The organism is Cohaesibacter sp. CAU 1516 (assembly GCF_005771485.1).
Lineage (GTDB): Bacteria > Pseudomonadota > Alphaproteobacteria > Rhizobiales > Cohaesibacteraceae > Cohaesibacter > Cohaesibacter intestini.
This window is the reverse complement of sequence record NZ_VANT01000003.1, coordinates 209,891-235,716: the sequence shown is the minus strand read 5'-3', so window position 1 is coordinate 235,716 and position 25,826 is coordinate 209,891. Positions and strand designations below refer to the sequence as shown.

The window sequence follows — 25,826 nt, the reverse complement described above, 5'->3', positions numbered from 1 at the left end:
AAGAGGACCTGCCTTCATGACACAATTGCTCCCGCTGGTGCTCATTCTGGCCCTTGCCGGCGGCATTGCCGGTATCATTTCCGGCTTGCTGGGTGTTGGTGGCGGGATTATCCTCGTCCCGGCCTTCTTTTATGCCTTTACCAGCCTTGGATATCAGCCTGACCAGCTGATGCAGATCTGTGTGGCGACATCCACTGGTACCATCATCTTCACGTCCCTTCGCTCCGTGATGGCCCATCACAAGAGGGGGGCGGTGAGTTTCTCACTGATCAGAAGCTGGGGGCCATTCATCGCGATCGGTTCGATTCTTGGGGTCTTTGCCGCGGCCTCTCTGCGGTCACAGGAACTTCAGTTTGTCTTCGGGTGCATCGGTGTTCTGATCGGGCTCTACATGTTGCTGGGCAAAAAGGACTGGCGGCTGGCCGATCAATTGCCCGGTCGCATCCTCAGCTCTCTTTATGCGGCAATCATCGGATTTTTCTCGGCGCTGATGGGCATTGGCGGCGGTTCCTTCACTGTGCCGTTGCTCAGCGCCTACAATGTGCCGCCCCACAAGGCTGTTGCAACATCCCCCGGTTTTGGCCTGATGATCTCGATTCCCGCTTTCATCGCCTTTCTGGCCACCGGCTGGCAGATTACAGGCAAACCGCCCATGACCATTGGGTATGTCAATCTGCCCGCCGTCGTGATGATTGTGGCCACGACGATGCTGACCGTTCCGATTGGCGTCAAGATGGCCCACGCCCTGTCACCCAGACAACTGCGTCTGGTTTTTGCCTGCACCATTCTGCTGCTGGCGGGTAACATGCTTCGAAAGGCAATCATGGGATGACCAGCAAACTGCCGCCTTTTGCCAACCAGTCGACATTCGACAAAGCCAAAGCGGCGGAGCCGACGCTTTGGTGCAATCCCAATTATCAACCCTCCTGCGATGGGGAAGCCGCCCAGACGCTGGAACAGGTGCATAAAGACTGGGCTATGCTGGCACCCTTGTTGCAAAAACTGTTCCCGGTCCTTGAACAGAGCGGAGGTCAGATCCAATCCGAGCTGATCGAAGTGGAGAGCCTGAAGGCTCCACTGGGCTATGAGGATCCAAAGTTTGGTCGCCTGTTTGTCAAGGGCGACCACAATCTGCCGGTTGCCGGGTCGGTGAAGGCACGTGGCGGTCTGTTCGAAGTCCTGATGACCGCGCGCCGACAGGCCCTTGCGGAAGGGTTCCTTTCGGAAAATGATGACATCTGCAAACTGGCATCAGACGCTGCACGCGCCTTTTTCTCGCAGCGCACGATTGCCGTGGGCTCAACGGGTAATCTCGGTCTGAGTGTCGGTGTGGCCGCCAAGAATCTCGGATATAACAGCATCGTGCATATGTCATCCGACGCCAAGACGTGGAAGATCGAACGGCTGCGACGCTATGGTGTCAAGGTCATGCAGCATCGCGGTGACTATAATCATGCGGTTGCCGTGGCAAGGGATGCAGCCCGGTATGATCCTCTGGCCTATTTTGTCGATGACGAGCATTCAGAGCTGTTGTTCCAAGGCTATATGGCAGCGGCTGGCGAACTGGACATACAGCTGCGCGAGGCGGGCATTGTTGTTGGTCCTGATCAGCCCTTGTTTCTTCATTTGCCCTGCGGCATCGGCGGGGCTCCCGGCGGCATTGCCTACGGCGCGCGCGGTCTGTTCGGGGCGCATGTTCATTGCTTTTTTGCCGAACCTTGCCAGTCTGCTTCAGCCATGCTGCGCATGATGCATGGCCGGGACGCCCGGATCTCAGTCTATGATGTTGGCCTGACCAATCGGACAGAAGCCGATGGCATGGCAGTGGCAACCATGTCGGATCTGGTTGCTGAACGCATGCAGACCCGGCTGGCTGGTGTTTATACGGTTGGCGATGAAGATCTGTTTCGCTGGGTCGCCACGGCCTATCATGGCGCTTCGCTGCAATTGGAACCTTCTGCGACCATCGGCTTCGCGGGGCCGCACTTCATTGCCAACAGTCTGGAGGGACAGGCATTCGCTGATCGGCATCTGCTCAGCAAGCCCCTTTCGAACGCCATTCATGTGGTCTGGGCAACGGGAGGAGCCTTTGTGCCGGAATTGAAATTTCAGGCCTTTGTTGACCGGGGTATGGAATTGGGACACCCTACCAGTCTTTCAAAAGAGACTGCGACATGAGCTCCGATCCAGCCAACGCGCTGCCAGTGAGACCAACAATTGTCAGTGAGACCGATAATCGGTTGCGCCTCGATGATTGACGCCAATGGGAAAAGCCCCGTTATCGGGGAACGGGAAGAAAGAAGAAAGACGAACAGGCTATGACCGAGACACTTATCCTCGGAGCGGGCATCGTCGGACTCAGCTCCGCGCTCGCCCTGCAAGAGCGTGGACATTCCGTTGCCCTGCTCGACCGGCAACAGGCCGGTATGGAGACCAGTTATGGCAATGCAGGGATCATCCAGCGAGAGGCGGTTGAGCCTTACAACATCACCCATCATCTGCCGACGTTGCTGCGCTATGGCCTCGGGCTGACCAATGACATTGTCTATCATTGGCGCGATCTGCCCCGACTCTTGCCCGCCCTGTTTGCCTATTATCGCTATTCTGAAGCTGGCAAGCATGCAGAAATCTCCAAAACCTACGCCCAGCTTGCCTATCGCGCAACGCGTGATCACACCCCCTTCATTGATGCATCAGGGGCGCAAGACCTGATCCGCCGCGATGGCTTTTTCTCGATCTGCCGTGATCAGAAAGCGATGGATGCCAAGGCGTTGGAGGCCGACTATCTTCAGACCCACTATGATGTGCCGTTGCGCGTGATTGATGGCCAGACGCTGGCCAAGGAAGAACCGGCAATCACCACACAGCTGGCCGGTGCGATCCATTGGTCCGACAGCTGGAGCCTCACAGATCCTTTGGCGTTGACAATGGCCTACAAGGCCTTGTTTGTGCGGCGTGGAGGACTGCTGCTGCAGGGCGATGCGATGAGCCTGACCCCGGAAGGGGCGGGATGGGCGGTGACCACCGCCGAAGGCAAAATCACAGCATCCGATATTGTCATCGCGCTGGGCCCATGGGCCCCGGACCTTCTTGAAAGGCACGGCTATCGACTGAAAATGGTCTGGAAACGGGGCTATCACAAGCAGTATGACGTGACGGATGCCCCCACCCGACCCCTGCATGATTTTGCCAATGGCGTTGTACTGGCCCCGATCGGTGACGCTTTGCGCATTGTGACCGGCGCGGAACTGACCAGACGGGATCGAGGCGTCAATCTCAAGCAGCTGCGCCACGGTTTGAACAGCGCCAGACAGATTCTGAAGGTCGGAGAGGAAAGACCGGACGATGTCTGGTTCGGCCATCGCCCTTGCCTGCCGGACATGCTGCCAATGGTCGGGGCCGCTCCGGCCCACAAGGGCCTGTGGTTCAATTTCGGCCATGGGCATCAGGGCTTGACCCTCGGGCCGACGACCGGATTGATCCTCGCCGACATGATGGAAGGCTCGGCTGCGCACTGGACCCGGGCGCTGATGCCACAAGGGCGATCTGTCCTCGCCCATTAGTTGGCTGCTCGTGGCGTTGAAATGTCTGGGACACAGAAGGTTTGGGGCTCAGAAGGTCAGCGGGGCGTTGTTCTTGACCTCTTTCATCACAAAGAAGGTTCGGGTCTGACGCACGCCCGGCAAGGCGATCAATTGCTCCCCGTGCAACTTGTTGAAGTCGTTCATATCCCTGGCTCTGATCTTCAGCAGATAATCAAAGTCTCCAGCAACCAGATTGCAGTCCAGAATGACCGACATCCGGTTTGCCGCCTGCTCGAACTCGGCAAAGCTTTCTGGCGTGGAGCGATCAAGAACCACGCCCACCATGACCAATGCCCCCATGCCGACCTGTTCGGGATTGATGCGTGCACTCACCCCTTCGATATAGCCATCGTCAAACAGGCGTTGGGTGCGACGATGGCAGGTCGCGGGACTGACATTGACCCGGCTTGCAAGGTCCGCATTGGACAGGCGACCTTCCTCTTGCAGCGCTCGCAGGATGTTTCGGTCTATCCGGTCCAGTTCTGGCATGAAAGAATCTTCCAAATTTGTTCAATTTATGGAGAAAAATTGAGAATATGGAGAAAAATTCGATAGTTCAAGGAAATTTATGAGGTAAATTAGAGAGCACCTTTCATGGAAAAATTGCTAGCGTTTGGGGCAATTCCAACAGGAGACCTGCTCATGTCGTTACTTGATAAATTCGAGAAATATCCCCTGACCTTCGGTCCCACGCCGATCGAATATCTGCCACGCCTCACGGACGCATTGGGCGGAGATGTTGAGATCTATGCCAAGCGCGATGATTGCAATTCCGGCCTTGCCATGGGTGGCAACAAGCTGAGGAAACTGGAATATATCGTGCCCGATGCGATTGCCTCGGGGGCAGACACACTTGTCTCCATCGGTGGGGTGCAATCCAACCATACGCGCATGGTGGCGGCGACGGCCGCCAAAATTGGCATGAAATGCGTGGTCATTCAGGAAAAATGGGTGCCGCACTATGACGCAGTCTATGACCGCGTGGGCAACATCCTGATGACCAAATTGATGGGGGCTGACAGCCGTCTGGTGGATGACGGATTTGACATCGGTATCCGCAAAAGCTGGGAAGATGCCATCCAGTCGGTCAAGGATGCCGGGGGCAAACCTTATCCTATCCCGGCCGGGGCATCGGTGCACAAATTTGGCGCTCTTGGCTATATCGGCTTTGCCGAGGAAGTGGCCCAGCAGGAAGAAGAGCTTGGCTTCAAGTTCGACTATATCGTCGTCTGTGTGGTGACCGGTTCCACGCAAGGGGGCATGATTGTCGGCTTTGCGGCGCAGGATCGCGCGGATCGTGTGATTGGCATCGATGCCTCTTTCACGCTTGAACAAACCCGTTCACAGGTTCGCTCCATTGTTGATAACACTGCAGAGCTTGTCGGGTTGGGCCGCAAGGTGCGAGAAGATGAAATCGTGATCAATCCGGACTATGCCTACCCGGCCTATGGTGTCCCCTCGGATGAGACCAACGATGCCATCCGCCTTGCGGCCCGCACTGAAGCAATGATGACGGACCCTGTCTATGAAGGCAAAAGCATGCAGGGCCTGATTGATCTGACCAAGAAGGGCTTTTTCCCGAAGGGCTCGAAGGTGCTTTATGCACATCTGGGTGGCGCACCGGCCCTCAATGGCTATAGCTACTATTACAAAGACGGCTAGAGTGATTAACTGCGTCTCAAGCGGAGCACCAGTCCCTTGAGACGCAGGACGGCTGAGGCATCGTTCAGATTGAACTTGTCAATGGAGAGTAAAATGAGCCACAACCACCTCAAGACCATCGAACAGCGCCTGTTGTGGCTCTCGCATTGGATGATCCATCACGCCAATCATATTCGCCCCAAGACCGATGACATCAAGATCGGTGGCCATCAGGCCAGCTCGGCCTCGATGGTTTCGATCATGACCGCACTCTATTTTTCGGCCCTCAAACCCGAAGATCGCGTTGCGGTCAAGCCGCATGCCTCTCCGGTCTTTCATGCCATGCAATATCTGATGGGCAATCTCAGCCGTGAGCGGATGGAGAATTTTCGCGGCTTTGGCGGGGTGCAATCCTATCCGTCGCGCACCAAGGATAGCGATGATGTCGACTTCTCCACCGGCTCTGTCGGGCTCGGGGTGGCCATCACCAGCTTTGCCTCTCTCATTCAGGACTATATCGCAGCCAAAAACTGGGGACAGGATCAGGCCTTGGGCCGCATGGTGGCTTTGGTGGGCGATGCCGAACTGGACGAGGGCAACATTTACGAATGCCTGCAGGAAGGTTGGAAGAACGACCTGCGAAACTGCTGGTGGATCATCGACTATAACCGGCAGTCCCTTGATGGCATCGTCAGGGAGGGCCTGTTCGAGCGGATCGAAAAGATCTTCGATGCGTTCGGCTGGGACGTGGTTCGGGTCAAATATGGCAAGCTCCAGCGAGAGGCCTTCGAGGAGCCGGGCGGCAACAAGCTCCGCGACTGGATCGACGCCTGCCCCAATCAGCAATATTCTGCGCTGACCTTCATGGGCGGCGCGGTCTGGCGCAAGCGTCTGATGGATGATCTGGGCGATCAGGGGGATGTGTCCGCTCTGATCGACAAGCGCTCGGATGAAGCCTTGGCCGCACTGATGGAAAATCTTGGTGGCAACTGCGTCACCACGATGGCCGATGTCTTCGCTTCTGTGACCCATGACCGGCCGACATGCTTCCTTGCCTACACCGTCAAGGGGTGGGGGACGCCGATTGCCGGCCACAAGGACAATCACGGCGGCCTGATGAACAAAAGCCAGATGGCAGACTGGCAATCCCACATGGGTGTCCCCAAGGGCGACGAATGGGACCCCCTTGCTACAATCGACAATGTCGAGGCCTTCAAGGCCTTTCTGGATCACGTGCCCTTCTTTGCCAAGGGCACCCGCCGCTATCACGACGACAAAATCGCTGTGCCAGCCATCGAGCTGACCACAGAACGCGCCATCTCGACACAAGCCGCCTTTGGCAAGATCCTCGATGATCTTTCCAAGGGGGACAGCGAGCTGGCGGCCCGCATTGTCACCACATCACCGGATGTGACCGGTACAACCAATCTTGGCCCGTGGGTCAATCGCCGCAAATTGTTTGCGCGTAAAGCACTGGCAGATGCCTTTATCGAGCATCGCATTCCCTCGACGGCAAAATGGGTGTTTGATCCGGCTGGCCAGCATATCGAGCTAGGCATCGCGGAAATGAACTTGTTTTTGCTGCTGGGTGCCGCAGGCCTGTCCCATTCCCTTTTCGGCAAACGGCTGATTCCCATTGGCACGGTGTATGATCCCTTTGTCTGTCGTGGTCTGGATGCACTCAATTATGCCAGCTATCAGGATGCCCGCTTCATGATTGTCGGCACGCCATCCGGTGTGACCCTTGCCCCTGAGGGCGGGGCACATCAGTCGGTCGGTACACCGCTGATCGGCATGAGTCAGGATGGGCTGGCGGCCTTTGAACCGGCCTTTGCCGACGAGCTTGGCATCATCATGCAATGGGCCTTTGACTATATGCAGCGCGATGGGGAAGGGGACCCGGATGAACGCACTTGGCTGCGCGATGAGACCGGCGGTTCGGTCTATCTGCGCCTGACCACCAACCCGATCGAGCAACCGGTCAAGCGAGCCAATGACACCTATCGCCAAGGGGTGATTGACGGCGCCTATTGGCTGCGCGAGCCGGGCCCCAACTGCGAGGTGGTGATTGCCTATCAGGGCGCGGTTGCCAGTGAAGCGATCAAGGCGGCTGGCGCCATCGCCGAAGCCCGTCGCGACATCGGGGTGCTGGCCGTCACCTCGGCAGACCGCCTCAATGCCGGCTGGACCGCAGCGCAACGCGCCCGCTCCCGTGGCAATCTGGCGGCCTATTCCCATATCGAGAGCCTGCTCAGTGCCTTGCCATCCCACTGCAAAATCATCACGGTGATCGACGGCCATCCGGCCACATTGGCCTGGTTGGGCGGTGTGATTGGTCATCAGACCATCTCGCTCGGGGTCGAGCATTTTGGCCAAACGGGCACCATCGGCGATCTGTATCGCCACCACGGGATTGATGCCGCTGCGATCGTTGAGAAGGTACAGGGCCTGTCCCATGGCAAGGACATCAAGTCCGGTATCGTGAGGGCCCTGAATTAGCAGGCAAAGAACCGGGCTTTGCAGGGTTTCTCCTCTGCTGGATGTGATCTGATATGTGGAACGCTCAATGATGGCCCTCAAGACACTTGAAGATGTTTTGCAGAAGGCGCGAGACAGACTCCATACTTGGCAACTGGCCGACGGATCGTGGGACCGGCCGGTCTATAATGATGCGCGCACGACGGGTTTTTATCTGCAAGGCCTGCAGGCCATGGGCAGATATGACACTTTTCCTGTTGTGCCGCTGGAGCTTTATCTGGCCAACAGTCAACTTGCCTGCGGTGCATGGCCAGCCCTGCCTGATGGCGTGGCGGATCCGGATGTCACGGCCATTTGCGCGATTGCGCTGGAACAGGCACAAACCCGAGAAGGGCGCGAGGCGGGTTTGAAGGCGCGGGACTGGCTGGACAGTCAGCCAACTCCGCAACTGGATGCTTTCTGGCTGGGCTATTTTGCCTTCACGGGCCACCTCTCCTATGACGAGATTCCCTTCTGTCCCACATGGATTGTCTCCCTGCCGCACTGGTGGCATCCGAATATTTATGACATCGGGGTTTTGAAGTGGGGCTTGATCCCGCTCAGTATCATCCAGAGCGGGTTTGCCTGCACTGCCCCCCACACCAAGACCCGCATTCCGACGGCGCAATGGCAGTCCAACTGGCTTGCAAGTGCCCGCCGCAATTTCGGTAGAGGTCCCCGTCTGGTCAATGTTCTGCTCAAGGGTGTCTGTGCCCTGATTGGAACGCCAAAGCACTTTGAAAAGGCTGTCCAGTGGCTGCTGGGCCATGTGGAAGAGGATGGCACTTTCTTCTCGCTGGTTCACATGACAATCTTTTCTGCTCATAGCCTCTATTGTGCCGATGCCGATGCCCATCGAGCGGTCATTGATCGGGCCTTGAGGGCGCTTGAGACATGGCAAGCCGACACCCCGGATGGCCGAGCGCAGGGCTTTTGTGACTCGGCCACATGGGACACAGGCCATGCCCTGCGTGCCCTTGAACATATGTCAAAGGAAGACTCAGCCGAAGCCATCGCCAGAGGCAGCGATTTCTTGATATCCAGCCAGAGTTTTCATGTGTTTGATGTCGAGCACAAACTGGTGGCCCGTGATCGCAGTTACGATCCGGCGAAAAGCGGTGCCTGGACGTTCCACCGCTATGGGCTTTATTGCCCTGATGCCGATGATACTGCTTTGGCCGTGATGGGTGTGTTGACCAATTGGCAAAACACGCCGGAGCAACGGCGCTCGGTCCTCTCGGCCTTTCATTGGCTCTGGGCGATGCAAGACGGGAAGGGAGCATGGGCCAGCTGGAGCAGGGGGGAGAAAAACTGGGTTAAATTCCTAAGAGGGGGCGCTTGGTTCATGTATGATCCGTCATGCCCCTTCATCACCGCCAGAAATGTCTGTTTGAATGCCCAGTTGATTGCCCGGACCTATGCGGGGCTGGAGGCGCACATCCCCAAGGCGAGGCAAGCCATGCAGGACGGGGTGGCCTATCTTCATGCATCCCAAGAAGAAGACAAATGGGTTTGCTCCTGGTTCGTCCATTATCTCGCGGCCACCTGCGCGGCCATTGAAGCCCTTTGCAGTGCGGGAGAAGCCGATTCACCTAGCGTCAAGCGGGCCGTCCGATGGCTCAAGAGCATCGCACAGGAAGATGGAGGCTATGGCGAAAGCATCGGCTCATTCCATGCCAAGCAGTATGTACCAGCGCCATCAAGCACCGTTCATACCGCATCTGTCCTGATGTGTTATGTAGCGGCAGGGGAGGCTGGTTGCCCTGAGGCGCAACAGGCTGCGCAGTGGCTGATCCGGCGACAAGAAGCCGATGGCGGATGGCATGACATAGACTTTTTTTCCTCCGGAGTCGCTGGGGTCTGGTATTGCTGTTACACGGGCACTGCAACCTTTTATGCAACCCTTGCGTTATCTCTCTATCAGGAAGGCCTTGAAGCCCGTGGACCTTCAGCCGTCCAGAACGGATAGGACTTGCCATTTTTGTCAAAGTCGACAAATATTTCGATATAAGGTATTTAAAAAGCATATATATTTTTCGGGCAAGATGCATGAAGCAAATTATTCGTTCCGATTTATTGATCACAGGCGCGGGCGTTGCCGGATTGACCGCCGCTCTGGTGTCCCTTCAGTTGGGCGCTTCCGTTACAATCGTTGAAAAGCAGCAAGGTTTCGCAACATCTGGCAACCGTGTTTTCATCCTGTCTGACTATACCCGGCGGATTCTCGAAGCCCTTGGTATCTGGGACGATTTGCAGGGAAAAGACTATCCAATCACCACCATCCGGATCTATGACGGCCTTGGCACAGCCATCAAAGACCATGGCTTTGGCTGGATGCAATCTCTGTCCTTCAGCCATGATCGCAGCCAATCGGAAAAAGTTGGCTACATCGTCAGGGAGCATGTCTTGATGGAGGCTCTGATTGCCAGAATTTCTTCCTATTCATCCATCACTATTCTGTTCGATTGCGCTGTCGAAACCTATGAACTGACGCAGAAGGGCTGTCTGGCGCGGTTGGATTCGGGGAAAAGCCTGTCCGCAGGGCTGGTTCTGGGGTGTGACGGAAAAAATTCCCATACTGCGGCTAAGATGAACATCAAGCGCACGCAAAAGGCACGCAATCAGCATGCCTTTGTCTTCACGGTCTCCCATGCCATGCAGAACAGGCGTGCGGCGTACCAGACCTTTTTCAAAGGCGGGCAACTGGCAGTGTTGCCGCTCAGTGTGTCCAAAAGCTCCATCATGTGGAGTGTCCCCACCGCAGAGATGCTGCGCTTAAAGGCTTTGTCGAAACAGGATTTTATGGCTGCTTGTGCGCCCCACTTGAAACGTCATCTGGGTGATTGCGCGCTGGCAGGCGAGATCGCCAGCTTTCCTCTCAACACCAGTATGGCCAGCGCATTTGTTGCTGAGCGACTGGCATTGGTTGGTGATGCTGCCCACACCTTCCACCCGATCACCGGACAGGGCGTGAATTACACCTTCCGAGACATTGCAGAGCTGATTCCGGTGATCCGGCAGGGTTTGACGAACCAATGGGAAACAACGGATCTGGCGGCTGCTTTGGATATTTACAATGCGCGGCGCACACGCGATGCCCGGTTGATGTCTGCCACCACCGATATGCTGCTGTTTGTTTTCTCCCTGCGTGGCTTCACAATGACCTGCTTTCGTCGTCTGGGCTTTGTAGTGATGCACAGTCTGCCCCTGTTGCGCTATTTGCTGGTGCGATTGGCCAGTGGCAGCCACATGAAATCGCATTCCCTTGAGCCGGACGCGCCGTTGCTTGCTCTCAAGGATAAATAGGCATGGCGAGGCAAGCGGCTTTCCTGGCTCGACTTCTTGTGCTGATTGGTCTGACACTGACCTGTTCGATCCATGCGCTTGATGTCAGAATAGAAGCCGACATGAGCGCCATCATCCAGCGCCCCAAGGCTGTGGAACAGCACGAGCTGAGCGGTTGGCAGAATCCGTCAGCCGCTCTACTGGTCACTGCGAAAGACGCCTCAGCTGCGGACTATCTGACCTTTCTGAGCAATCTGGTTCTCGACCTTCAATTCGATCCCAACATCGAACAGGTCGTCTCGATCTTTTCCGTGCCAGCCTCGTCGCCAGATCAGGATCTCGAGCAGGCTTTGGGGGGCAAGGGCGACGCACAGATGGTTCTGAGTGCCTTTCGGCAGAACAATATGCTGGCTCAGTCTCTTCTTGGTCCCGACCTCAGAACCAGTGTCATCATTCTTCAGGGCCCCAAGGAAGGGCTGGAAGCATCCCTGAAACCCCATCTATCCTGCGACAATCCCAACCAGCACTGTGTCAAAGGCATCGGGATGATCTCGATCGAGCAGGCCATCACCAGCCAGTTGACCCTTGAGAACAAGTATTTGCCCGCCATAACCGGGCTGGTTGTCTTTGCCATCCTGTCCTTCTGGTTTCGCAGCGCAAAGACCGGTTTCCTGCTCCTTGTGCCCCCCGCCGTCGGGGTGATCTGGTATGTTGGCACGCTCGCCTTTTTCGGCATCCCCCTCGACAGCTTCAACAGCCTGATCCCCAGCATTGCACTGACCCTCGGGCTTTGCGATATGTTGCATATCAAGCGCGCCATGCACCACAGGAAGGCCACACGGCGCGATGCCAGAGCGGCAATGGTTCATGTGTTGCCTGCCATCACCTTCACCACCCTGACCACAGCGTCAGCCTTTGGGTCGCTAGCCTTCGAGGGCAGCGAGATTTTGAGCCGTCTGGCCCTCTGCGGTGCATTGGGCATGGTCTGCTTGTATGGCGCAATCCTGCTTGTCAGCGACATCTGCATCGCCGCAACCCCGGCCGCCGTGCCCAAGAAGAATTTCAAGAGGCGGTCTCTGGCGATCCTCTTGAGGATCATCAAAGCCACCATGCGCAGCAAACGGACCATCCAGATCACATCCCTCAGTTTCCTGACGGTGGCGCTCGTCGTAACTCTGCTGACCCCGGTTAACTTTCAGTTTGACGAGAATCTGCCCGACGGATCCGTCAAACAGGGGCTGCATGTCGCAGCCAAGGCCGATCTCGCTCTGGCACCGGTCTTCGCAACCATACCCAATATCAGTGTAGAGAATGCCAGAGCTGTTCTGGACCGGATCTATCATCAAAGGCTTTCCAAAACCCAGATCGATCCTTTGCTCAGAAATGTCACGGAGCACAATCGTCTGATTGCGCCAATCCACATGCCGATTGCCTTCGACGCCCGGCAAATCAAGGCCTTGATGCAGGATGTGAAAAGTCGAGTTGGTCCAAACTATCAGGCCGATATCACCGGCTATCCTGTTCTGGTCGCTGATTCAGTCACCCGCTCCATCAAGCGATTGCAAATTGTTCTGGCCATCTCAGTTTTGTTGCAGTCGGCCTTCTTTGCTGTGCTCTATCGCTCTGCTCGCATGGGCGTGGCCGCTCTGATCGCCAACGCCCTGCCGTTGCTGCTGGTTCATGCTCTGTTTGCCCTTACAATCGGCTATATTAATGTCGCAATGGCAGTTGCATTGGTCATTGCGTCTGGCATCATCGTGGATGATACGGCGCATTTGATCTGGAACAGCAAGCAAAGGGCGGACAAGCAATTTTCCATTCGCCAAGGCATCCTTGCAACCCATGAGCCGATCACGTTGACCAGCCTCGTGCTGATCATCAGCTTTGGCCTGCTGCTCTCCAGTGCCTTGCCCGGCCTGTTCTTGATGGGGGCCGCAATTGCCCTTGCCTTGATTGCAGCATGGATAGCAGATTTGCTGATCTTGCCAGCCTTACTCAAGCCAGCCTGTCGAGGACCTGTCTTTCCAAGGAATGAACGCGACCATGACCAATAAAAACCTGATGCCATTTGCCCGGCTTGCAATGATCATATGCGTCACCTTGGCTGTCCTGAGGCCATCCCATGCCACGCAAGCGGTCAATCTTCTCCCCACGACGCCCATCGGCGCGACCGAAGGGGAGCTGCTGAATGCTGACGAAGTGGTTGACCTTTACACGGGGCAATGGCGCGGGTCTGGATCTGTCACCCAGACAGAAGATGGCATCACCCGCACACTCCATTGCCAGATCACTGGCACCAATCCCAATGCAACCCTGCTGGAGTTGAAGATCCTTTGCGCTCGTCTGGGGCACAAAAGGTCCATCACCTTGAAAATGGTGCATGATCGTCAGGATATTCTGCAAAGCTTCATCACATGGTCTGCCCCGCCGCTCAAGGAGGAGCCTGTTGTGAGCTGGTCCGGTGCCATCCTGACCCTCCAAGACAGCCGGAATGGCCAGATGACATTGCTCGCCGAGCAGGACAATCTGATAATGACCCTCAAATCGCCGGAGATCATTGCCGAACCCATCATTCTGGAGCCCTATAGACCGTAACGCGATCCCGTCTGACTATTGCCTCTGCAGACCAATTCAGCCAGCTTCCATCAGCACCAAACAAAGTTGCGACCAATGCAGTTAACTGCTAGATTTGAGATATTCAAATATTTGTGATCTTTGGGCAGTGTCCCAGTCTCGCACTATTTGCATCGTCGGTTTGAACGGGGCTGTTATTTTTGCCCAATTCTATTGGCGTTTGAACTCCATTCAATTTGTTTCTTTCTGATGTCATTTGCCGCATGCCCAACGTTACATTTGTATTTGCCCGCACAATGGCCAAGGCCGCGGGCATGTCATTATCGGAAGATGGCTGCCTTTGGAGCGATGGTGAAATTGTTCACCGGGTTGCTCAACCGGCGGACGGGCGTCTCATCGGCACGGAATATTTCGATCTCATTGAATGGATACGCACCCATCAGAGAGATGAAGTGGCACTTGTTGCCACCTATGCCAATTTACTCCAAGCCGAAGATCTGGGTGTTTTGGGGCTGGCGATCAAAACTGCGCCGACCCTACGCACCTCTTTGGCGCGTCTTGAGCGCTATTATCGTTTGGCCACAGACACAGCCATCTACCGATTAAAGGAAGAGACAGATCGTGCGGCGTTGTTGTTTGAAGAGCAAACCGAGCATCACACGGCGCTTGATCTGCGCAATGAATGTGCGCTAGCAGCTTTTGCTCGCAATATGTACCAGTTTGTTGGCCCATCGCTGACACTGGATTTTGTTTCGTTCCGCCATGCGTGCCGCTCCGATCCGCAACGATATGCAGACTATTTCAAATGTCCTGTCATTTTCGAGGCAGAGCAAAATAGCATCGCGATGCATCCCACTATGTTGGATTTGCCCAATCGTGTGGGGGACAAGGCGGTCTTCGACTTCATGGTTGGCCATCTCGAAACAGAAATCGAATCTCTTGCCGACACCTCCGCCACACGTAATGAACTGCTCCATCGCTTGACAGCGAACTTGAGCAGTGGCGTGCCGCATGCAGCGGCGATGGCTCGCGATATGGGCATGAGTGAGCGAACCCTCTACCGCCGCTTGTCCGAGGAAGGGATGACTTATCGCGATGTGGTTGAACAGGCACAATCTGCGCTAGCCAGAGAGTTGTTGCGCGAGAGCAAAGCGTCCATTGCCGAAATCGCCTTTCTGACCGGATTCTCGGAACAGAGCACCTTCAGTCGCGCCTTCAAGCGATGGGAAGGGCAGGCGCCCGCGCGCTACCGGCAAGCGACACTTTCCTGAATACGCACATATACCATTGGCAGAAACTGCAATGATGTTGGCGGATGCTGCCAAGTCTTGCCCCCACCATTTGGGTTAACGTCTCCCTATCGCAAATGAGAGCAAACGCCGCTGGCGTCAGGCTCTTGAATTTGCCAAGAGGGGTCTATCCATGCATACCAACAACTATCGAGACAGTGGCGGAGGCACGGCCAATATGGCTGCCTTGCTTCGCGGCATCAATCCTCCCAAGACAGACGCGCTGAACGAGACGTCTGATCCGTCCGCGTATGCCAATGCCCTGTCGATTGTCACCCACGATCTGAAGGGACCTTTGGCCAATCTGTCGCTGCTCATCGAATCGATTGAGGACAGCGCAGAAGCCGGCAGCCGCACCGCTCGCAATGCCGCCAAGGCGGATGTGATCATCTCCCAGCTGAGCAAAATGCTCAGTGCGGTGCTGGAACGGGCCCGCGAAGGGCGGGACCCGCTCTCCTGCCGTCAGGACAGGGTCAACCTGATCGACGTGCTGGAACTGGCCATGTCGGTCAATCAACCCCGGGCCCGACAGCGCGGGATCACCTTTGAGAGCTGTGCCCTGACGCCTGTGACGGTCAGTGGCGATCAGGACCTGCTGTTTGAAGCGATTGATAATTTGATTGGCAATGCAGTGCGCCACAGTTTTTCCAATTCCAAGATCAAATGCGAAGTGGGGATCGAAGAGGATGGCACGGCTTACCTGCGGGTCGACGATGAAGGACCGGGCTTTCAGGAGGGCGACTTGCACAGGGCCTTTCGTCCCTTCACCCGGCTGTCGGCGCGGGCAAGGAACGGGGAAGAGAGCAGTGGCCTTGGCTTATGGATCACCCGCCTGATCGCCGAACGCCATGGCGGCCGGGTGGAAGCCAGCAACCGGCCAACCGGCCAGGGGGCTTCGATGACCCTCTGGATCCCCGCCCAACGCCCTGACGCGCAGGACAGACGGCAAGAGCCTTCGCGCCCGAATGCCTGTGGCCTCAAGCGCTATCAGGTCGGGCCAAAACAAAAGCTCATCCAGCCTCCAATGGCTGGCTGACCCCTGACCTTCGGCCTCCAGCTGAGAACTGCCGGGTGCCAACCCAACTGGAAAGTGGACTGCGAACAACAAGCCGTGGGCGTTGATGCCCGCGATCGGGAAAGCTGTGTCCTGACCAACGGCTTTTCTCCTCTCTGCCTTCAAGACCAAGCCAAAGAAAGACAACCTTTTCTTCAACAGTTTCAAGGAGCAAATCATGACCATCAAACACGATCATCACCACGAATGCGGATGCGATGTCACGCAAGAATCCGTTGATCTGGCTCGCCGCCGTCTGTTGGCGCGCGCCGCAGGGGCCGCCGCTGTCGGTGCCGTTGGCATGGCCTCATCTGCTGGCACTGCCATGGCCGCCACCAAAGAAGCCATGGCGCTTTATGCTGACCCAGAAAAGCCGGGCCTGCCGCAGGTGGACATGGACATCGATCCGGGCCGCACGGCTCTGGTTGTCACCGATCCGCAGATCGACTTTCTGTCGGAAAAAGGCGTGACCTGGGGCGTGGTTGGCGAGAGCGTGACCGAGCAGGGCACCGTCGACAATATCGAGCGCCTGTTCAAGGCTGCCAAAGCTGCTGGCATGCCGGTCTTCATCTCACCACACTATTATTACCCCCATGACCATAAATGGCAGTTTGAGGGGACGCTGGAAAAGACCATGCATTCGATCGGCATGTTCGATCGTCTCGGGCCGCTGAATGTCGAGAATTTCGAAGGCTCCGGTGCCGACTGGATGCCGCAATATAAGAAATATATCGAAGATGGCGAGACCATTGTCTGCTCGCCACACAAGGTTTATAGCCCGGCGCAAAATGACTTGAACCTGCAGCTGCGCAAACGCGGCATCGACAAGGTCATTCTGGCTGGCATGTCGGCCAATCTCTGCACCCAGGCCCATCTCTATGATCTGCTCGAGCTTGGCTATGAAGTGGCCGTGGTGCGCGATGCCACCGCTGGTGCCAAGGTGCCCGAAGGTGACGGCTATCTCGCTGCCATCATCAATTTCCGCATGGTCGCCAATGGCGTCTGGTGGACCGATGACGCCGTCGAGCGCATCGCCAAATCGGCCTGATTGTGACTTGCTGTCGAAGTGGCCAGAAAACCCCGTTGGTCGCTTCGACACTTGGCTGCATCTGGTTTGAAAACCGGTATCTCCCAGCCGAGGGAATGCTGGAGGAACAGATCAATCCTGCAAACCCTATCCAAAACCGTGTAAACTTGAGTATGATACTCTTGATTTAAAAATGGAATGCTTGTAGTCGATAACCTGAATTTGGTATTCATAATTAGGAAGTATTATGTCCCTCAGGTCCATCACTCTTGTTGCCAGCGCTGCAAGTGCCATCGCCTCTTCTGCCGTGCATGCGGAACCAACAACCTACCCTCTGACGATCGAGAATTGTGGTCAGTCTGTGACGTTCCAGAAGGCACCTCAGAGGGCTGTTGCTCTGGGGCAGAACAGCGCTGAAATCATGTTGCTGCTCGGCCTTGAAGACCGCATGGCTGCAACCGCCTTCTGGCCGAACAAGGTGTTGCCTAACCTCGCCAATGCCAACAGCAAGGTCGATCTGCTCTCTGTTGAATTCCCGACATTGGAAGCCGTGCTTTCAAAGCAGCCGGATTTCGTGGCAGCGATGCTGACAACCCTGCTTGGCCCTGACAGCAAGGTGGCCAAAAGAGACGATTTGACTGCGCTCGGCGTTCCATCCTATCTCTCCCCAAGCGCCTGTTCCACCAAACTCGATGCTGGTGACGCCTATGGCTCCCGCGACGCATTGTGGAGCATGGATCTGCTTTACAAGGAGATTGACGATCTGTCCCGGATCTTCGATGTGGCCGATCGCGGTCAGGCATTGATCAAAGATTTCAAGGCACGCGAAGCCAAGTTGCGCGCCGAATTTGCCGACCAGAAGGATCTGACCTTTTTGTTTTGGTTCTCCAGCCCATCGCCCGCAGACGATGCCTATCTGGGCGGCGGAAACGGCCCATCAGGCTATATCGCGGACATTCTGGGCGGCTCAAACGCGGTACAGACCAAAGCCGATTGGCCCGCCGTTGGCTGGGAAGGCATTATCGCTGCCAAACCAACGGTGTTTGTCGCCGCTCAAGTCGACCGCAATCGCTGGGATCTGGACACCGCTGAGAACAAAATCAACTTCCTCAAGTCCGACCCGACCGTTAGCCAAATGGAGGCTGTCAAATCAGGGCGTGTCGTGGTGATGAGCGGTGCGGCGATGAATCCAAGCATCCGCACACTTTATGGGGCGGAGCAGGTTGCCGAACAACTCAAGACGCTTGATTTGCCGTGACACGACTTAAAAAGCCGGAACCCGGAGCCCTTCGTTTGTTTGTGCTTCTGGGCCTGTCAATGGCTGCACTCGCTCTCGCCGTCGCCTTTGCGACGGCGATTGGCGCTTATGATATCAGCCTCCGGACAGTGTTTCTGGCCATCACCAATGAGCTTGGCTTCACACAAGCCGATATTCCTGCGATCGAGCAAAGCGTGGTCTGGAGCTTGCGCCTGAGCCGTGCGCTTGTGGCGGCCCTCGCCGGGGCTGGTTTGGCCATTTGTGGGGCCATTTTGCAGGCCTTGCTGCGCAATCCCCTTGCTGAGCCATTTGTGCTTGGCATTTCTGCAGGCGCATCCACTGGTGCGGTTTGCGTGATCGTGCTGGGGATCGGTGCGGGGAGCATGTCCTTGCCGTTCGGCGCCTTTGCTGGGGCCTTTGCCGCATTCGGCTTGGTGGCTTTGCTTTCGAACGGCGCCACCAGCGGACCGAACCATACCATTCTTGCCGGTGTCGCAGCCTCCCAACTGTTCAATGCGCTGACCTCCTATATTGTCACAACGTCGGGCAACGCCCAGCAGGCCCGGGATGTCATGTTCTGGCTTCTGGGCAGCTTTGGCGGTGTTCGCTGGCCCGATTTCCAGCTTTTGCTGATTGTTATCGCGACCAGCCTTGCAATCTGCATCTGGATGGGACGGGCGCTTGACGCCTTCACATTTGGTGATGAGGATGCCGCCGCTCTTGGCGTGCCGGTGGCGCGGATCCGTCTGATCCTGTTTGCGGTGACCGCCTTGATGACAGCAACCATCGTCAGCATGGTCGGGGCAATCGGATTTGTCGGATTGGTGGTACCCCATGCAGCACGCTATGTGGTGGGGCCGATGCATCTGCGCCTGTTGCCGGCTTCAGCCATTGTGGGGGCCATCTTCATGGTGGTTGCCGACATCGCATCGCGCGTGGTCGCAGGTCAGCAAACGGTTCCCATCGGGGTCGTGACAGCGCTGGTTGGTGTGCCATTCTTTGCCATCATTCTCTATCGTGCGAGGCCACAATCATGAGCGTGAGAGCCCAAAATCTCGTCTGGGGCGTCAAGCGCAGAGAGATCGTGCGTGACGTTTCCCTTGATGTGAGCGAAGGGGAAACCCTCGGCCTCATCGGCCCAAACGGGTCCGGCAAGTCTTCACTGCTGCGGTTGCTGGCAGGTCTCAAATCGCCGCAGTCCGGCCAGGTGGCAATCAACGACAGGGATATTGCCAAAGTGCCAAGACGTGCCTTGGCGCGTGAAATCGCCTTTGTGCATCAGAATGCAGCAACAGATACCAATGTGACGGTGCGCGATGTGGTGCGATTGGGCCGGACGCCGCATCGCTCCGCTTTGTCCGGTTGGACGGATGCTGATGAGGTTGCTGTGGTGACAGCCCTTGAGCGCGTGGATATGTCAAGCCACAGCGGGCAAGCCTGGCAAACCCTCTCGGGCGGCGAGCGCCAGCGTGTCCATATTGCCAGAGCCTTGGCTCAAGACCCGACAGTGATGTTCCTTGACGAGCCGACCAATCACCTCGATATCCACCACCAGATAGAAATCTTGCGACTGGTGCGCGACCTCGATCTGACCAGTGTGATTGCCCTGCATGATCTCAATCTCGCAGCCATGTTCTGCGACCGGATCATGATCCTTGAAGCCGGAGCCATGCACACATGCGGCACGCCACACGCGGTATTGACGGAAGATTTGATACAGGATGTTTTCAGAACCAATGCCGAAGTGACGCATGACAACGGCGCACTGCACATCCGCTTCAGGCCCGATTAACAAGCTTTTGCCGGTGTCCAAATGGTGCAATAGGTTGCCCTTAGAAATTGCCGCGCGTTCAAACGCTGCCAGCGAGCAAGACTTGACACCGTCCGTGACCAATTTGCATTTCTACGCTCCAGAGATAGTGGACCTTTACGCCTTCACGGAAAGGTTCAAAGGGCAAATCCTGCGTGATGGACACGCCTCAGCTTCTGATGTTCTGCCATTCGAACGGAGTGCAGCATTTCCTGTGGCCCTGTGACCGCTGGGCAGCCAGAACGACCGTTCGAGACATTCGCTATGCCTCTATCGATCTGCTGAGTTGTTTGGATTGAAGGGGGGGATCGAAGGGCAGCATGCTTGTGTCTTTCCCCACCAATCTGCTCATTCTCTGGTTGCATCCATTTGAGTGGTCAGGGATTTGGGCGTATGGTGATGCCTGTAAAATTGGAGGGGGACTCTCATGCGGATTTTGTTTACCGGCGGATCGGGCAAGGCGGGACGCCATGCTGTGTCTTATCTGGTTGAAAAAGGCCATCGTGTGCTCAATGTTGATCGGGTTCCACTGGATCTACCCGGTGTCGAGAACCGTTTGGCCGATGTCACAGATGCAGGTCAAATGTTCGATGTCATGGCAAGCTATGCCGGATTTGACGAACTGGAGCCGGGCGAAGGGGTGCCAAAGTTCGATGCTGTTGTGCATTTCGCGGCGGTGCCGCGCTTGCTGCTGACCTCGGACAATGAATGCTATCGGGTCAATACGATCGGCACCTACAACGTCATCGATGCGGCGGTGAAATTCGGGGTGCGCAAGATCATCTTCGCATCGTCCGAGACGACCTATGGCGTCTGTTTTGCCGACGGCGAGCGCAAACCGGACTATTTGCCGATTGATGAAGAACATCCAGTCATTCCCGAAGACAGCTACGCCATGTCGAAGGTTGCCAATGAAGTAACGGCCCGCTCGTTTCAGCGGCGCAGTGGGTTCGATATCTATGGGCTGCGCATCAACAATGTGATCGAACCCCACGAATATGAACAGGATTTCCCTGCCTATCTGGCCGACGCTTCGCTGCGGCGGCGCAATATCTTCGCCTATATCGATGCGCGGGATCTGGGGCAGATGGTTGACCGCTGCCTTCAGACTGACGGGCTCGGCTTCGAGATCTTCAACGTATCAAATGACGATCATTCGGTTGCAGCAAGCACATCTGAACTGACCGAGACATATTATCAGGGTGTGCCTTGTCGAGAGATGGGCCTCACGGAGACCTTTTATTCCAACGACAAAGCCAAAAGGTTGCTTGGCTTCAGGCCAGAATATAGTTGGCGCATGTATCTGGGAGGCTAGGCTGCAAGGGAGGTAGCCTAGTCCTCCGGCCCCGAGACAAGGTTTGCGACTGCACTAGCAATCGCGGCCCTCAGCGGACCCTCGCAAGGGGCTTCTTCCCTGTAGCCAGTTTCCGCATTCGGGACATTCGATTGAGACGCAACATTTCTTCAACTCATCGTCCGACAACTCCATCGCGGCGAGTTCACAGAAAATGCTGAAAACGTCGTGCTTATCGGTGGGCCGGGAAGATGGCTGAGATGCTCACCAAGATCGACCTAGAGAGGTGGTTCTGGAATTTGGACCATATGTTAAGGTGGATCGCCTGAAAAGAAAGACGATCCGACATGACGAAGAGAAAGCGCTATTCCGCCGATTTCAAAGCCAAGATTGCGTTCTGAACGAGCCAAGCGAGTGGCGCGTGGCAAAGGGGTGTTCTCTGTCTTTGTGTACCAGTGTTGTGTACCAATACAGCAAACTAAACGCCTGAAATCAAACGGTATTGAGAGATATAGATGACATGGGAAGAAATGGTGGAGCTAAGCGGGATCGAACCGCTGACCTCGTGAATGCCATTCACGCGCTCTCCCAACTGAGCTATAGCCCCACATTTTGTGACGGGTGTCCGTCGGTGGTGAGCGGAACATATTGAACGGTTTCAGTGAAATCAATAGCCAATTTCATCAGTTTGTGATTTTTCCAAAGCTTGTGAAAAATCAAGGGCGTCACAAGCCACAGCTTGTGGAGTGAGACGCTGGTCGCGCCCTTCCGGAAGATGGCGTGAACGCTTGAACAAGGCTCATACGAAAAAAAAGCGCGACGGCAAGCGTCGCGCTTTTTGGGGGTCCGGTTGGGTGGTCCGGATCTGGTCATTTGCGCCGAAGCGCACCTGTTCAGCTTAGTCTTCGTCGTCGGAAGAAACCGCAACGTCGAGACCGATGGCGCCAAGCGCTTCTTCATCTTCCTCATCGTCAAGGAAAACGTCATCGTCATCATTGCTGTCGTCGTCGTCGAGATCAGGAACATCAATGTCTGATGCCTGTTCTGCGTCGGCGTCTTCCAGAGAAATGACTTCTGCCCCAGCTTCTTCTGCAGCATCATCGCTTTCGGCGACGACTTCATCTTCTTGCTCTTCCACCTCTGCCACTTCGGCGGGTTTCGGAGTGTCCATTTCAAAGATGGTGCCACATTTGGGGCAGGTGATGGGATCGCGGTTCAGGTCATAATATTTGGCGCCGCATTCCAGACAGACGCGCTTTGTACCCAATTCTGGTCGTGCCACAGCTTTGCCTCTTCGACTTGAATTGTTGAATCTTGTGTGAGTTTGACCATCTCCCTTATCTAACCTTGCGCTGCCTGTCAAAAGCTAAAAGGCGAAACCGGGGCCAATTTGCGTTTTTATATGTGTAGTGGCGTGACGTAGTGCGTCATTTGGTGTAAGTCGGTGCCTGTTTGATCATAATTACGGCCCCTGATGTGAGAGACGAGACAAGAGCAATCAGGCGCGGCCACATAAAAAAATAGGAATGAGGGATAGTATGGCTCACGACGCCACCAACATGTCTCCGCTTTCGGCAGAGACCTCCAGCGGACTGAAAGGCCGCTTGCGCGTTCCGGGAGATAAATCCATCTCGCATCGATCTCTGATCTTCGGCGCTCTGGCGCGCGGCAAGACGACCATCCACGGATTGCTGGAATCAGAAGATGTGATCAACACCGCCAAGGCGATGGCCGCTTTCGGTGCAAAAGTTGAAAAAGATGATGACGGGGTCTGGCATGTGGAAGGCCTTGGCACCGGTTCGCTGATCGAACCGAACCAGGTGCTTGATTTTGGCAATTCGGGCACCGGTGCGCGCCTTGTCATGGGGATTGCAGGGGCGCATGCCTTTTCCACCACTTTCCTGGGCGATGCCTCCCTGTCTGGACGCCCGATGGGGCGGGTGCTCAATCCGTTGCGGGAGATGGGCGTACAGGTCCTCTCGCGCTCTGGCGACCGGTTGCCTCTGACAATCAAGGGGGCCGATCCAGCAAGCCCGATCACCTATCGGGTGCCGATGGCTTCGGCTCAGGTCAAGAGTTGCGTCCTGCTGGCCGGGCTGAACATGGCTGGCACCACCACTGTCATCGAGCCGATCAAAACCCGCGACCATACCGAAAAGATGCTGCGCGGCTTTGGCGCCGAGTTGGGGGAAGAAATCAATGAAGCGGGCGAAACCGTCCTCACCATCGAAGGCCTGCAGGAGCTGACAGGCCAGACTGTTACCGTTCCGGGCGATCCATCTTCCGCCGCGTTCCCGATTGTGGCAGCCCTGATCACTCCGGGCTCCGATCTGCTGATCGAAAACATCCTGCTCAATGATACCCGCACCGGCCTGATCTCCACCCTGATCGAAATGGGCGGTGACATCACCATTGAGGATGAGCGTGAAAGTGGCGGCGAGCGGATCGGCAACATTCGTGTGCGGTCCTCCAGTCTGACTGGTGTGACCGTGCCTGCGGACCGCGCCCCGTCGATGATCGATGAATATCCGGTCCTGTCCGTTGCGGCTGCCTTTGCCAAGGGCGAAACCCGGATGGAAGGGCTGGAAGAATTGCGCGTCAAGGAAAGCGACCGTCTGGCCGCCGTTGCCGCTGGCCTCAAAGCCAATGGCGTGCCCCATGTGGAAGGCAAGGATACGTTGGTGGTCACTGGCGGTGCCAATGCGATTGGCGGAGGCACGGTGGTCACCCATCTAGACCACCGGATTGCCATGAGCTTCCTGGTGCTTGGGCTGGCTGGCCACAAGCCGGTCACCGTTGACGATGCGGCCATCATCAATACGTCCTTCCCGGGCTTTGCCGATCTGATGGCAGGCCTTGGGGCAAAATTCGGGTGAGGCCTTGCGGGTAATCTCCCTTGTCCCCAGCTGGACTGAAACGCTTGTGCGCTGCGGCGTCAACGTCGTCGGGCGCACAAGATATTGCATCCATCCGGCTGACCAACTGGCATCCATCCCGATTGTCGGCGGCACCAAGGATTGGGATTGGCCTGCAATCAAGGCCCTGCAGCCGGATTTGATTCTGCTGGACAGGGAAGAAAATGCTCGCTTCATGACCGAGCAAACGGACTTTGCGTGGCACGCGACCCATGTGAAGAGCATTGCCGATGTCACCAAGGAGACAAGGCGGCTGGCAGGCCTGCTAAAATCACCACACCTTGATGAACTAGCAGACCGATGGGCGCGCATTGCGTCCGCACCGACCGCAGCATGGGCGTCAGGCCAGACACTGCCCGGCCTGATCGAATGGGGCCGAAAGCCAACCGGCCCGATTGACACCATCCTCTATGTCATCTGGCAAGATCCCTGGAAAGCGGTCAGTCGGGACACATTCATCGGCAGCATATTGTCATCAGTCGGTCTGGAGATTCCCACCTTCGAAGAGGCCTATCCAACGATCAATCTGGACGGCCACGATCCGGCCACGACCCTTCTACTGTTTGCTTCAGAGCCCTATCCCTTTTTGGAAAAGAAGGCCATCTTGGAGGACCTGCCATTCCCGCACGCCTTTGTCGATGGCGAGGCCTTCTGCTGGTATGGCATCCGGGCACTGGAATTTCTCGAAGCGAACCAATTGACCTGATTGCGGAATCCTCACCGTTGCACGGATAAGGTTACCCCTTGCCAAGTTTCTCGCTTCCAAGGCCTGTCCCTCGCACGGCGACTCGGATACATGAATGCCTGACTATGCAGAGGCCCACTCTGAGGCCCGCATGCCGACCATTGGCCGTCCATTGGCCGTCCATTGGCCGTCCATTGGCCATCCATTGGAAAGACATTGGTGCATGATTATCGCAATTGACGGCCCGGCTGCATCGGGCAAAGGGACCATGGCACGCAAACTCGCTGCGATGCTTGAGATCCCTCATCTGGATACGGGTCTGACCTTCCGCGCCGTGGCGCACGCCTTGCTGCGCGCTGGCCTGCCTCTGGATAACGAGGATCTGGCTGCCGAAGCGGCGGCAGCGCTTGACCTTGCCAGTCTTGATCGCTTGGTTCTGTCCGCCCATGAAATTGGCAATGCAGCCTCCAAGGTCGCCGTCATGCCAAAGGTGCGTACAGCCTTGCTGGAAGCCCAGCGCACCTTTGCCAACCGCCCTGGCGGTGCGGTGCTTGATGGTCGCGATATCGGTACGGTCGTCTGCCCGGATGCGGATGTGAAGCTGTTTGTCACCGCCAGCGCCGAGGTGCGCGCGCGCCGCCGTACGGACGAGATTCTCTCCCGTGGGGAGGCGGCTGACTATGAGCAGGTGCTTGCTGACGTCAAACAGCGGGACGAACGTGACCAAAACCGCGCGGTTGCGCCGCTGGTGCCTGCAGCAGATGCCCACTTGCTTGATACATCAAAATTGGATATAGAAAGCGCATTCCAGCATGCCGTGCGCATCGTTGAGGAAAAGAAAAATTGCAGTCTCTGACAGGCGAGGGCGCAGATGTGCCCTTTTTGTCGTCGCT

The 25,826-nt window shown here is 56.4% G+C and carries 21 protein-coding genes and 1 tRNA gene; 19 read left to right on the top strand and 3 right to left on the bottom strand.

What is annotated here, in order from left to right:
* The first annotated feature begins 16 nt into the window (after nucleotides 1–16).
* The 3 genes from FDK21_RS10725 to FDK21_RS10715 all read left to right on the top strand — a co-directional run bounded on the left by FDK21_RS10725 (nucleotide 17) and on the right by FDK21_RS10715 (nucleotide 3,563).
* Nucleotides 17–832, top strand: coding sequence for a sulfite exporter TauE/SafE family protein (locus FDK21_RS10725; protein WP_114007714.1), 816 nt, complete (start codon nucleotides 17–19; stop codon nucleotides 830–832).
* Nucleotides 829–2,178 carry a D-serine ammonia-lyase gene (locus tag FDK21_RS10720; RefSeq protein ID WP_138148500.1) on the top strand — a complete coding sequence of 450 codons (1,350 nt, stop codon included), beginning with the start codon at nucleotides 829–831 and terminating at the stop codon, nucleotides 2,176–2,178. The genes FDK21_RS10725 and FDK21_RS10720 overlap by 4 nt, the downstream gene beginning before the upstream one ends.
* A 140-nt stretch (nucleotides 2,179–2,318) precedes the next feature.
* Entirely contained in the window at nucleotides 2,319–3,563 is a 1,245-nt protein-coding gene (locus FDK21_RS10715; protein WP_138148499.1) for an FAD-dependent oxidoreductase, read from the top strand.
* A gap of 48 nt (nucleotides 3,564–3,611) precedes the next feature.
* On the opposite strand, the gene FDK21_RS10710 is transcribed toward FDK21_RS10715, so the two are convergent.
* Nucleotides 3,612–4,088: an Lrp/AsnC ligand binding domain-containing protein gene (locus tag FDK21_RS10710; protein ID WP_171022032.1), complete on the bottom strand. Its 477-nt coding sequence runs from the start codon at nucleotides 4,086–4,088 to the stop codon at nucleotides 3,612–3,614.
* A gap of 138 nt (nucleotides 4,089–4,226) precedes the next feature.
* Between FDK21_RS10710 and FDK21_RS10705 the strand changes: the two genes are divergently transcribed.
* From FDK21_RS10705 to FDK21_RS10645, 13 genes are all read left to right on the top strand, one after another.
* The gene (locus FDK21_RS10705; protein ID WP_114008548.1) at nucleotides 4,227–5,246 is read left to right on the top strand and encodes a 1-aminocyclopropane-1-carboxylate deaminase; all 1,020 of its coding nucleotides are present in this window, start codon (nucleotides 4,227–4,229) and stop codon (nucleotides 5,244–5,246) included.
* 93 nt (nucleotides 5,247–5,339) lie between these two features.
* Entirely contained in the window at nucleotides 5,340–7,724 is a 2,385-nt protein-coding gene (locus FDK21_RS10700; RefSeq protein WP_171022031.1) for a 1-deoxy-D-xylulose-5-phosphate synthase N-terminal domain-containing protein, read from the top strand.
* 70 nt (nucleotides 7,725–7,794) lie between these two features.
* Nucleotides 7,795–9,711 carry a prenyltransferase/squalene oxidase repeat-containing protein gene (locus FDK21_RS10695; RefSeq protein WP_210238743.1) on the top strand — a complete coding sequence of 639 codons (1,917 nt, stop codon included), beginning with the start codon at nucleotides 7,795–7,797 and terminating at the stop codon, nucleotides 9,709–9,711.
* Nucleotides 9,712–9,791: 80 nt separating this feature from the next.
* Entirely contained in the window at nucleotides 9,792–11,048 is a 1,257-nt protein-coding gene (locus FDK21_RS10690; protein ID WP_138148495.1) for an FAD-dependent monooxygenase, read from the top strand.
* A 2-nt stretch (nucleotides 11,049–11,050) separates the two neighbouring features.
* Complete coding sequence (locus FDK21_RS10685; RefSeq protein ID WP_138148494.1) at nucleotides 11,051–13,081, top strand: MMPL family transporter; 2,031 nt, start codon at nucleotides 11,051–11,053, stop codon at nucleotides 13,079–13,081.
* The gene (locus FDK21_RS10680) at nucleotides 13,071–13,622 is read left to right on the top strand and encodes a hypothetical protein (RefSeq protein WP_138148493.1); all 552 of its coding nucleotides are present in this window, start codon (nucleotides 13,071–13,073) and stop codon (nucleotides 13,620–13,622) included. The genes FDK21_RS10685 and FDK21_RS10680 overlap by 11 nt, the downstream gene beginning before the upstream one ends.
* A gap of 293 nt (nucleotides 13,623–13,915) precedes the next feature.
* Nucleotides 13,916–14,872: an AraC family transcriptional regulator gene (locus FDK21_RS10675; protein ID WP_210238742.1), complete on the top strand. Its 957-nt coding sequence runs from the start codon at nucleotides 13,916–13,918 to the stop codon at nucleotides 14,870–14,872.
* 151 nt (nucleotides 14,873–15,023) lie between these two features.
* A complete protein-coding gene (locus FDK21_RS10670; protein WP_138148491.1) occupies nucleotides 15,024–15,926 on the top strand; it encodes a HAMP domain-containing sensor histidine kinase in 903 nt (300 codons plus the stop codon).
* 196 nt (nucleotides 15,927–16,122) lie between these two features.
* Nucleotides 16,123–16,992, top strand: a complete 870-nt coding sequence (locus FDK21_RS10665) for a cysteine hydrolase (protein WP_138148490.1) — start codon at nucleotides 16,123–16,125, stop codon at nucleotides 16,990–16,992.
* 226 nt (nucleotides 16,993–17,218) lie between these two features.
* Nucleotides 17,219–18,229, top strand: coding sequence for an ABC transporter substrate-binding protein (locus FDK21_RS10660; protein WP_138148489.1), 1,011 nt, complete (start codon nucleotides 17,219–17,221; stop codon nucleotides 18,227–18,229).
* A gap of 59 nt (nucleotides 18,230–18,288) precedes the next feature.
* Entirely contained in the window at nucleotides 18,289–19,266 is a 978-nt protein-coding gene (locus FDK21_RS10655; protein WP_138148488.1) for an iron chelate uptake ABC transporter family permease subunit, read from the top strand.
* Nucleotides 19,263–20,021 (top strand): ABC transporter ATP-binding protein, encoded by a 759-nt coding sequence (locus FDK21_RS10650; RefSeq protein WP_138148487.1) that lies wholly within the window; start codon nucleotides 19,263–19,265, stop codon nucleotides 20,019–20,021. Before FDK21_RS10655 ends, FDK21_RS10650 begins: the two co-directional genes overlap by 4 nt.
* Before the next feature lie 445 nt (nucleotides 20,022–20,466).
* Nucleotides 20,467–21,354: an NAD(P)-dependent oxidoreductase gene (locus tag FDK21_RS10645; protein ID WP_138148486.1), complete on the top strand. Its 888-nt coding sequence runs from the start codon at nucleotides 20,467–20,469 to the stop codon at nucleotides 21,352–21,354.
* Nucleotides 21,355–21,864: 510 nt separating this feature from the next.
* On the opposite strand, the gene FDK21_RS10635 is transcribed toward FDK21_RS10645, so the two are convergent.
* Nucleotides 21,865–21,940 (bottom strand) — tRNA-Ala (locus tag FDK21_RS10635).
* Between the two features lie 291 nt (nucleotides 21,941–22,231).
* On the bottom strand, nucleotides 22,232–22,615 hold the full coding sequence (locus FDK21_RS10630) for a TIGR02300 family protein (protein ID WP_114007698.1): 384 nt from the start codon (nucleotides 22,613–22,615) through the stop codon (nucleotides 22,232–22,234).
* 256 nt (nucleotides 22,616–22,871) lie between these two features.
* Between FDK21_RS10630 and aroA the strand changes: the two genes are divergently transcribed.
* The 3 genes from aroA to cmk all read left to right on the top strand — a co-directional run bounded on the left by aroA (nucleotide 22,872) and on the right by cmk (nucleotide 25,789).
* Complete coding sequence (gene aroA, locus FDK21_RS10625) at nucleotides 22,872–24,209, top strand: 3-phosphoshikimate 1-carboxyvinyltransferase (protein ID WP_138148485.1); 1,338 nt, start codon at nucleotides 22,872–22,874, stop codon at nucleotides 24,207–24,209.
* A gap of 4 nt (nucleotides 24,210–24,213) precedes the next feature.
* Nucleotides 24,214–24,954 (top strand): helical backbone metal receptor, encoded by a 741-nt coding sequence (locus FDK21_RS10620; RefSeq protein ID WP_138148484.1) that lies wholly within the window; start codon nucleotides 24,214–24,216, stop codon nucleotides 24,952–24,954.
* 202 nt (nucleotides 24,955–25,156) lie between these two features.
* The gene (gene cmk / locus FDK21_RS10615) at nucleotides 25,157–25,789 is read left to right on the top strand and encodes a (d)CMP kinase (protein WP_138148626.1); all 633 of its coding nucleotides are present in this window, start codon (nucleotides 25,157–25,159) and stop codon (nucleotides 25,787–25,789) included.
* Nucleotides 25,790–25,826: the final 37 nt, after the last annotated feature.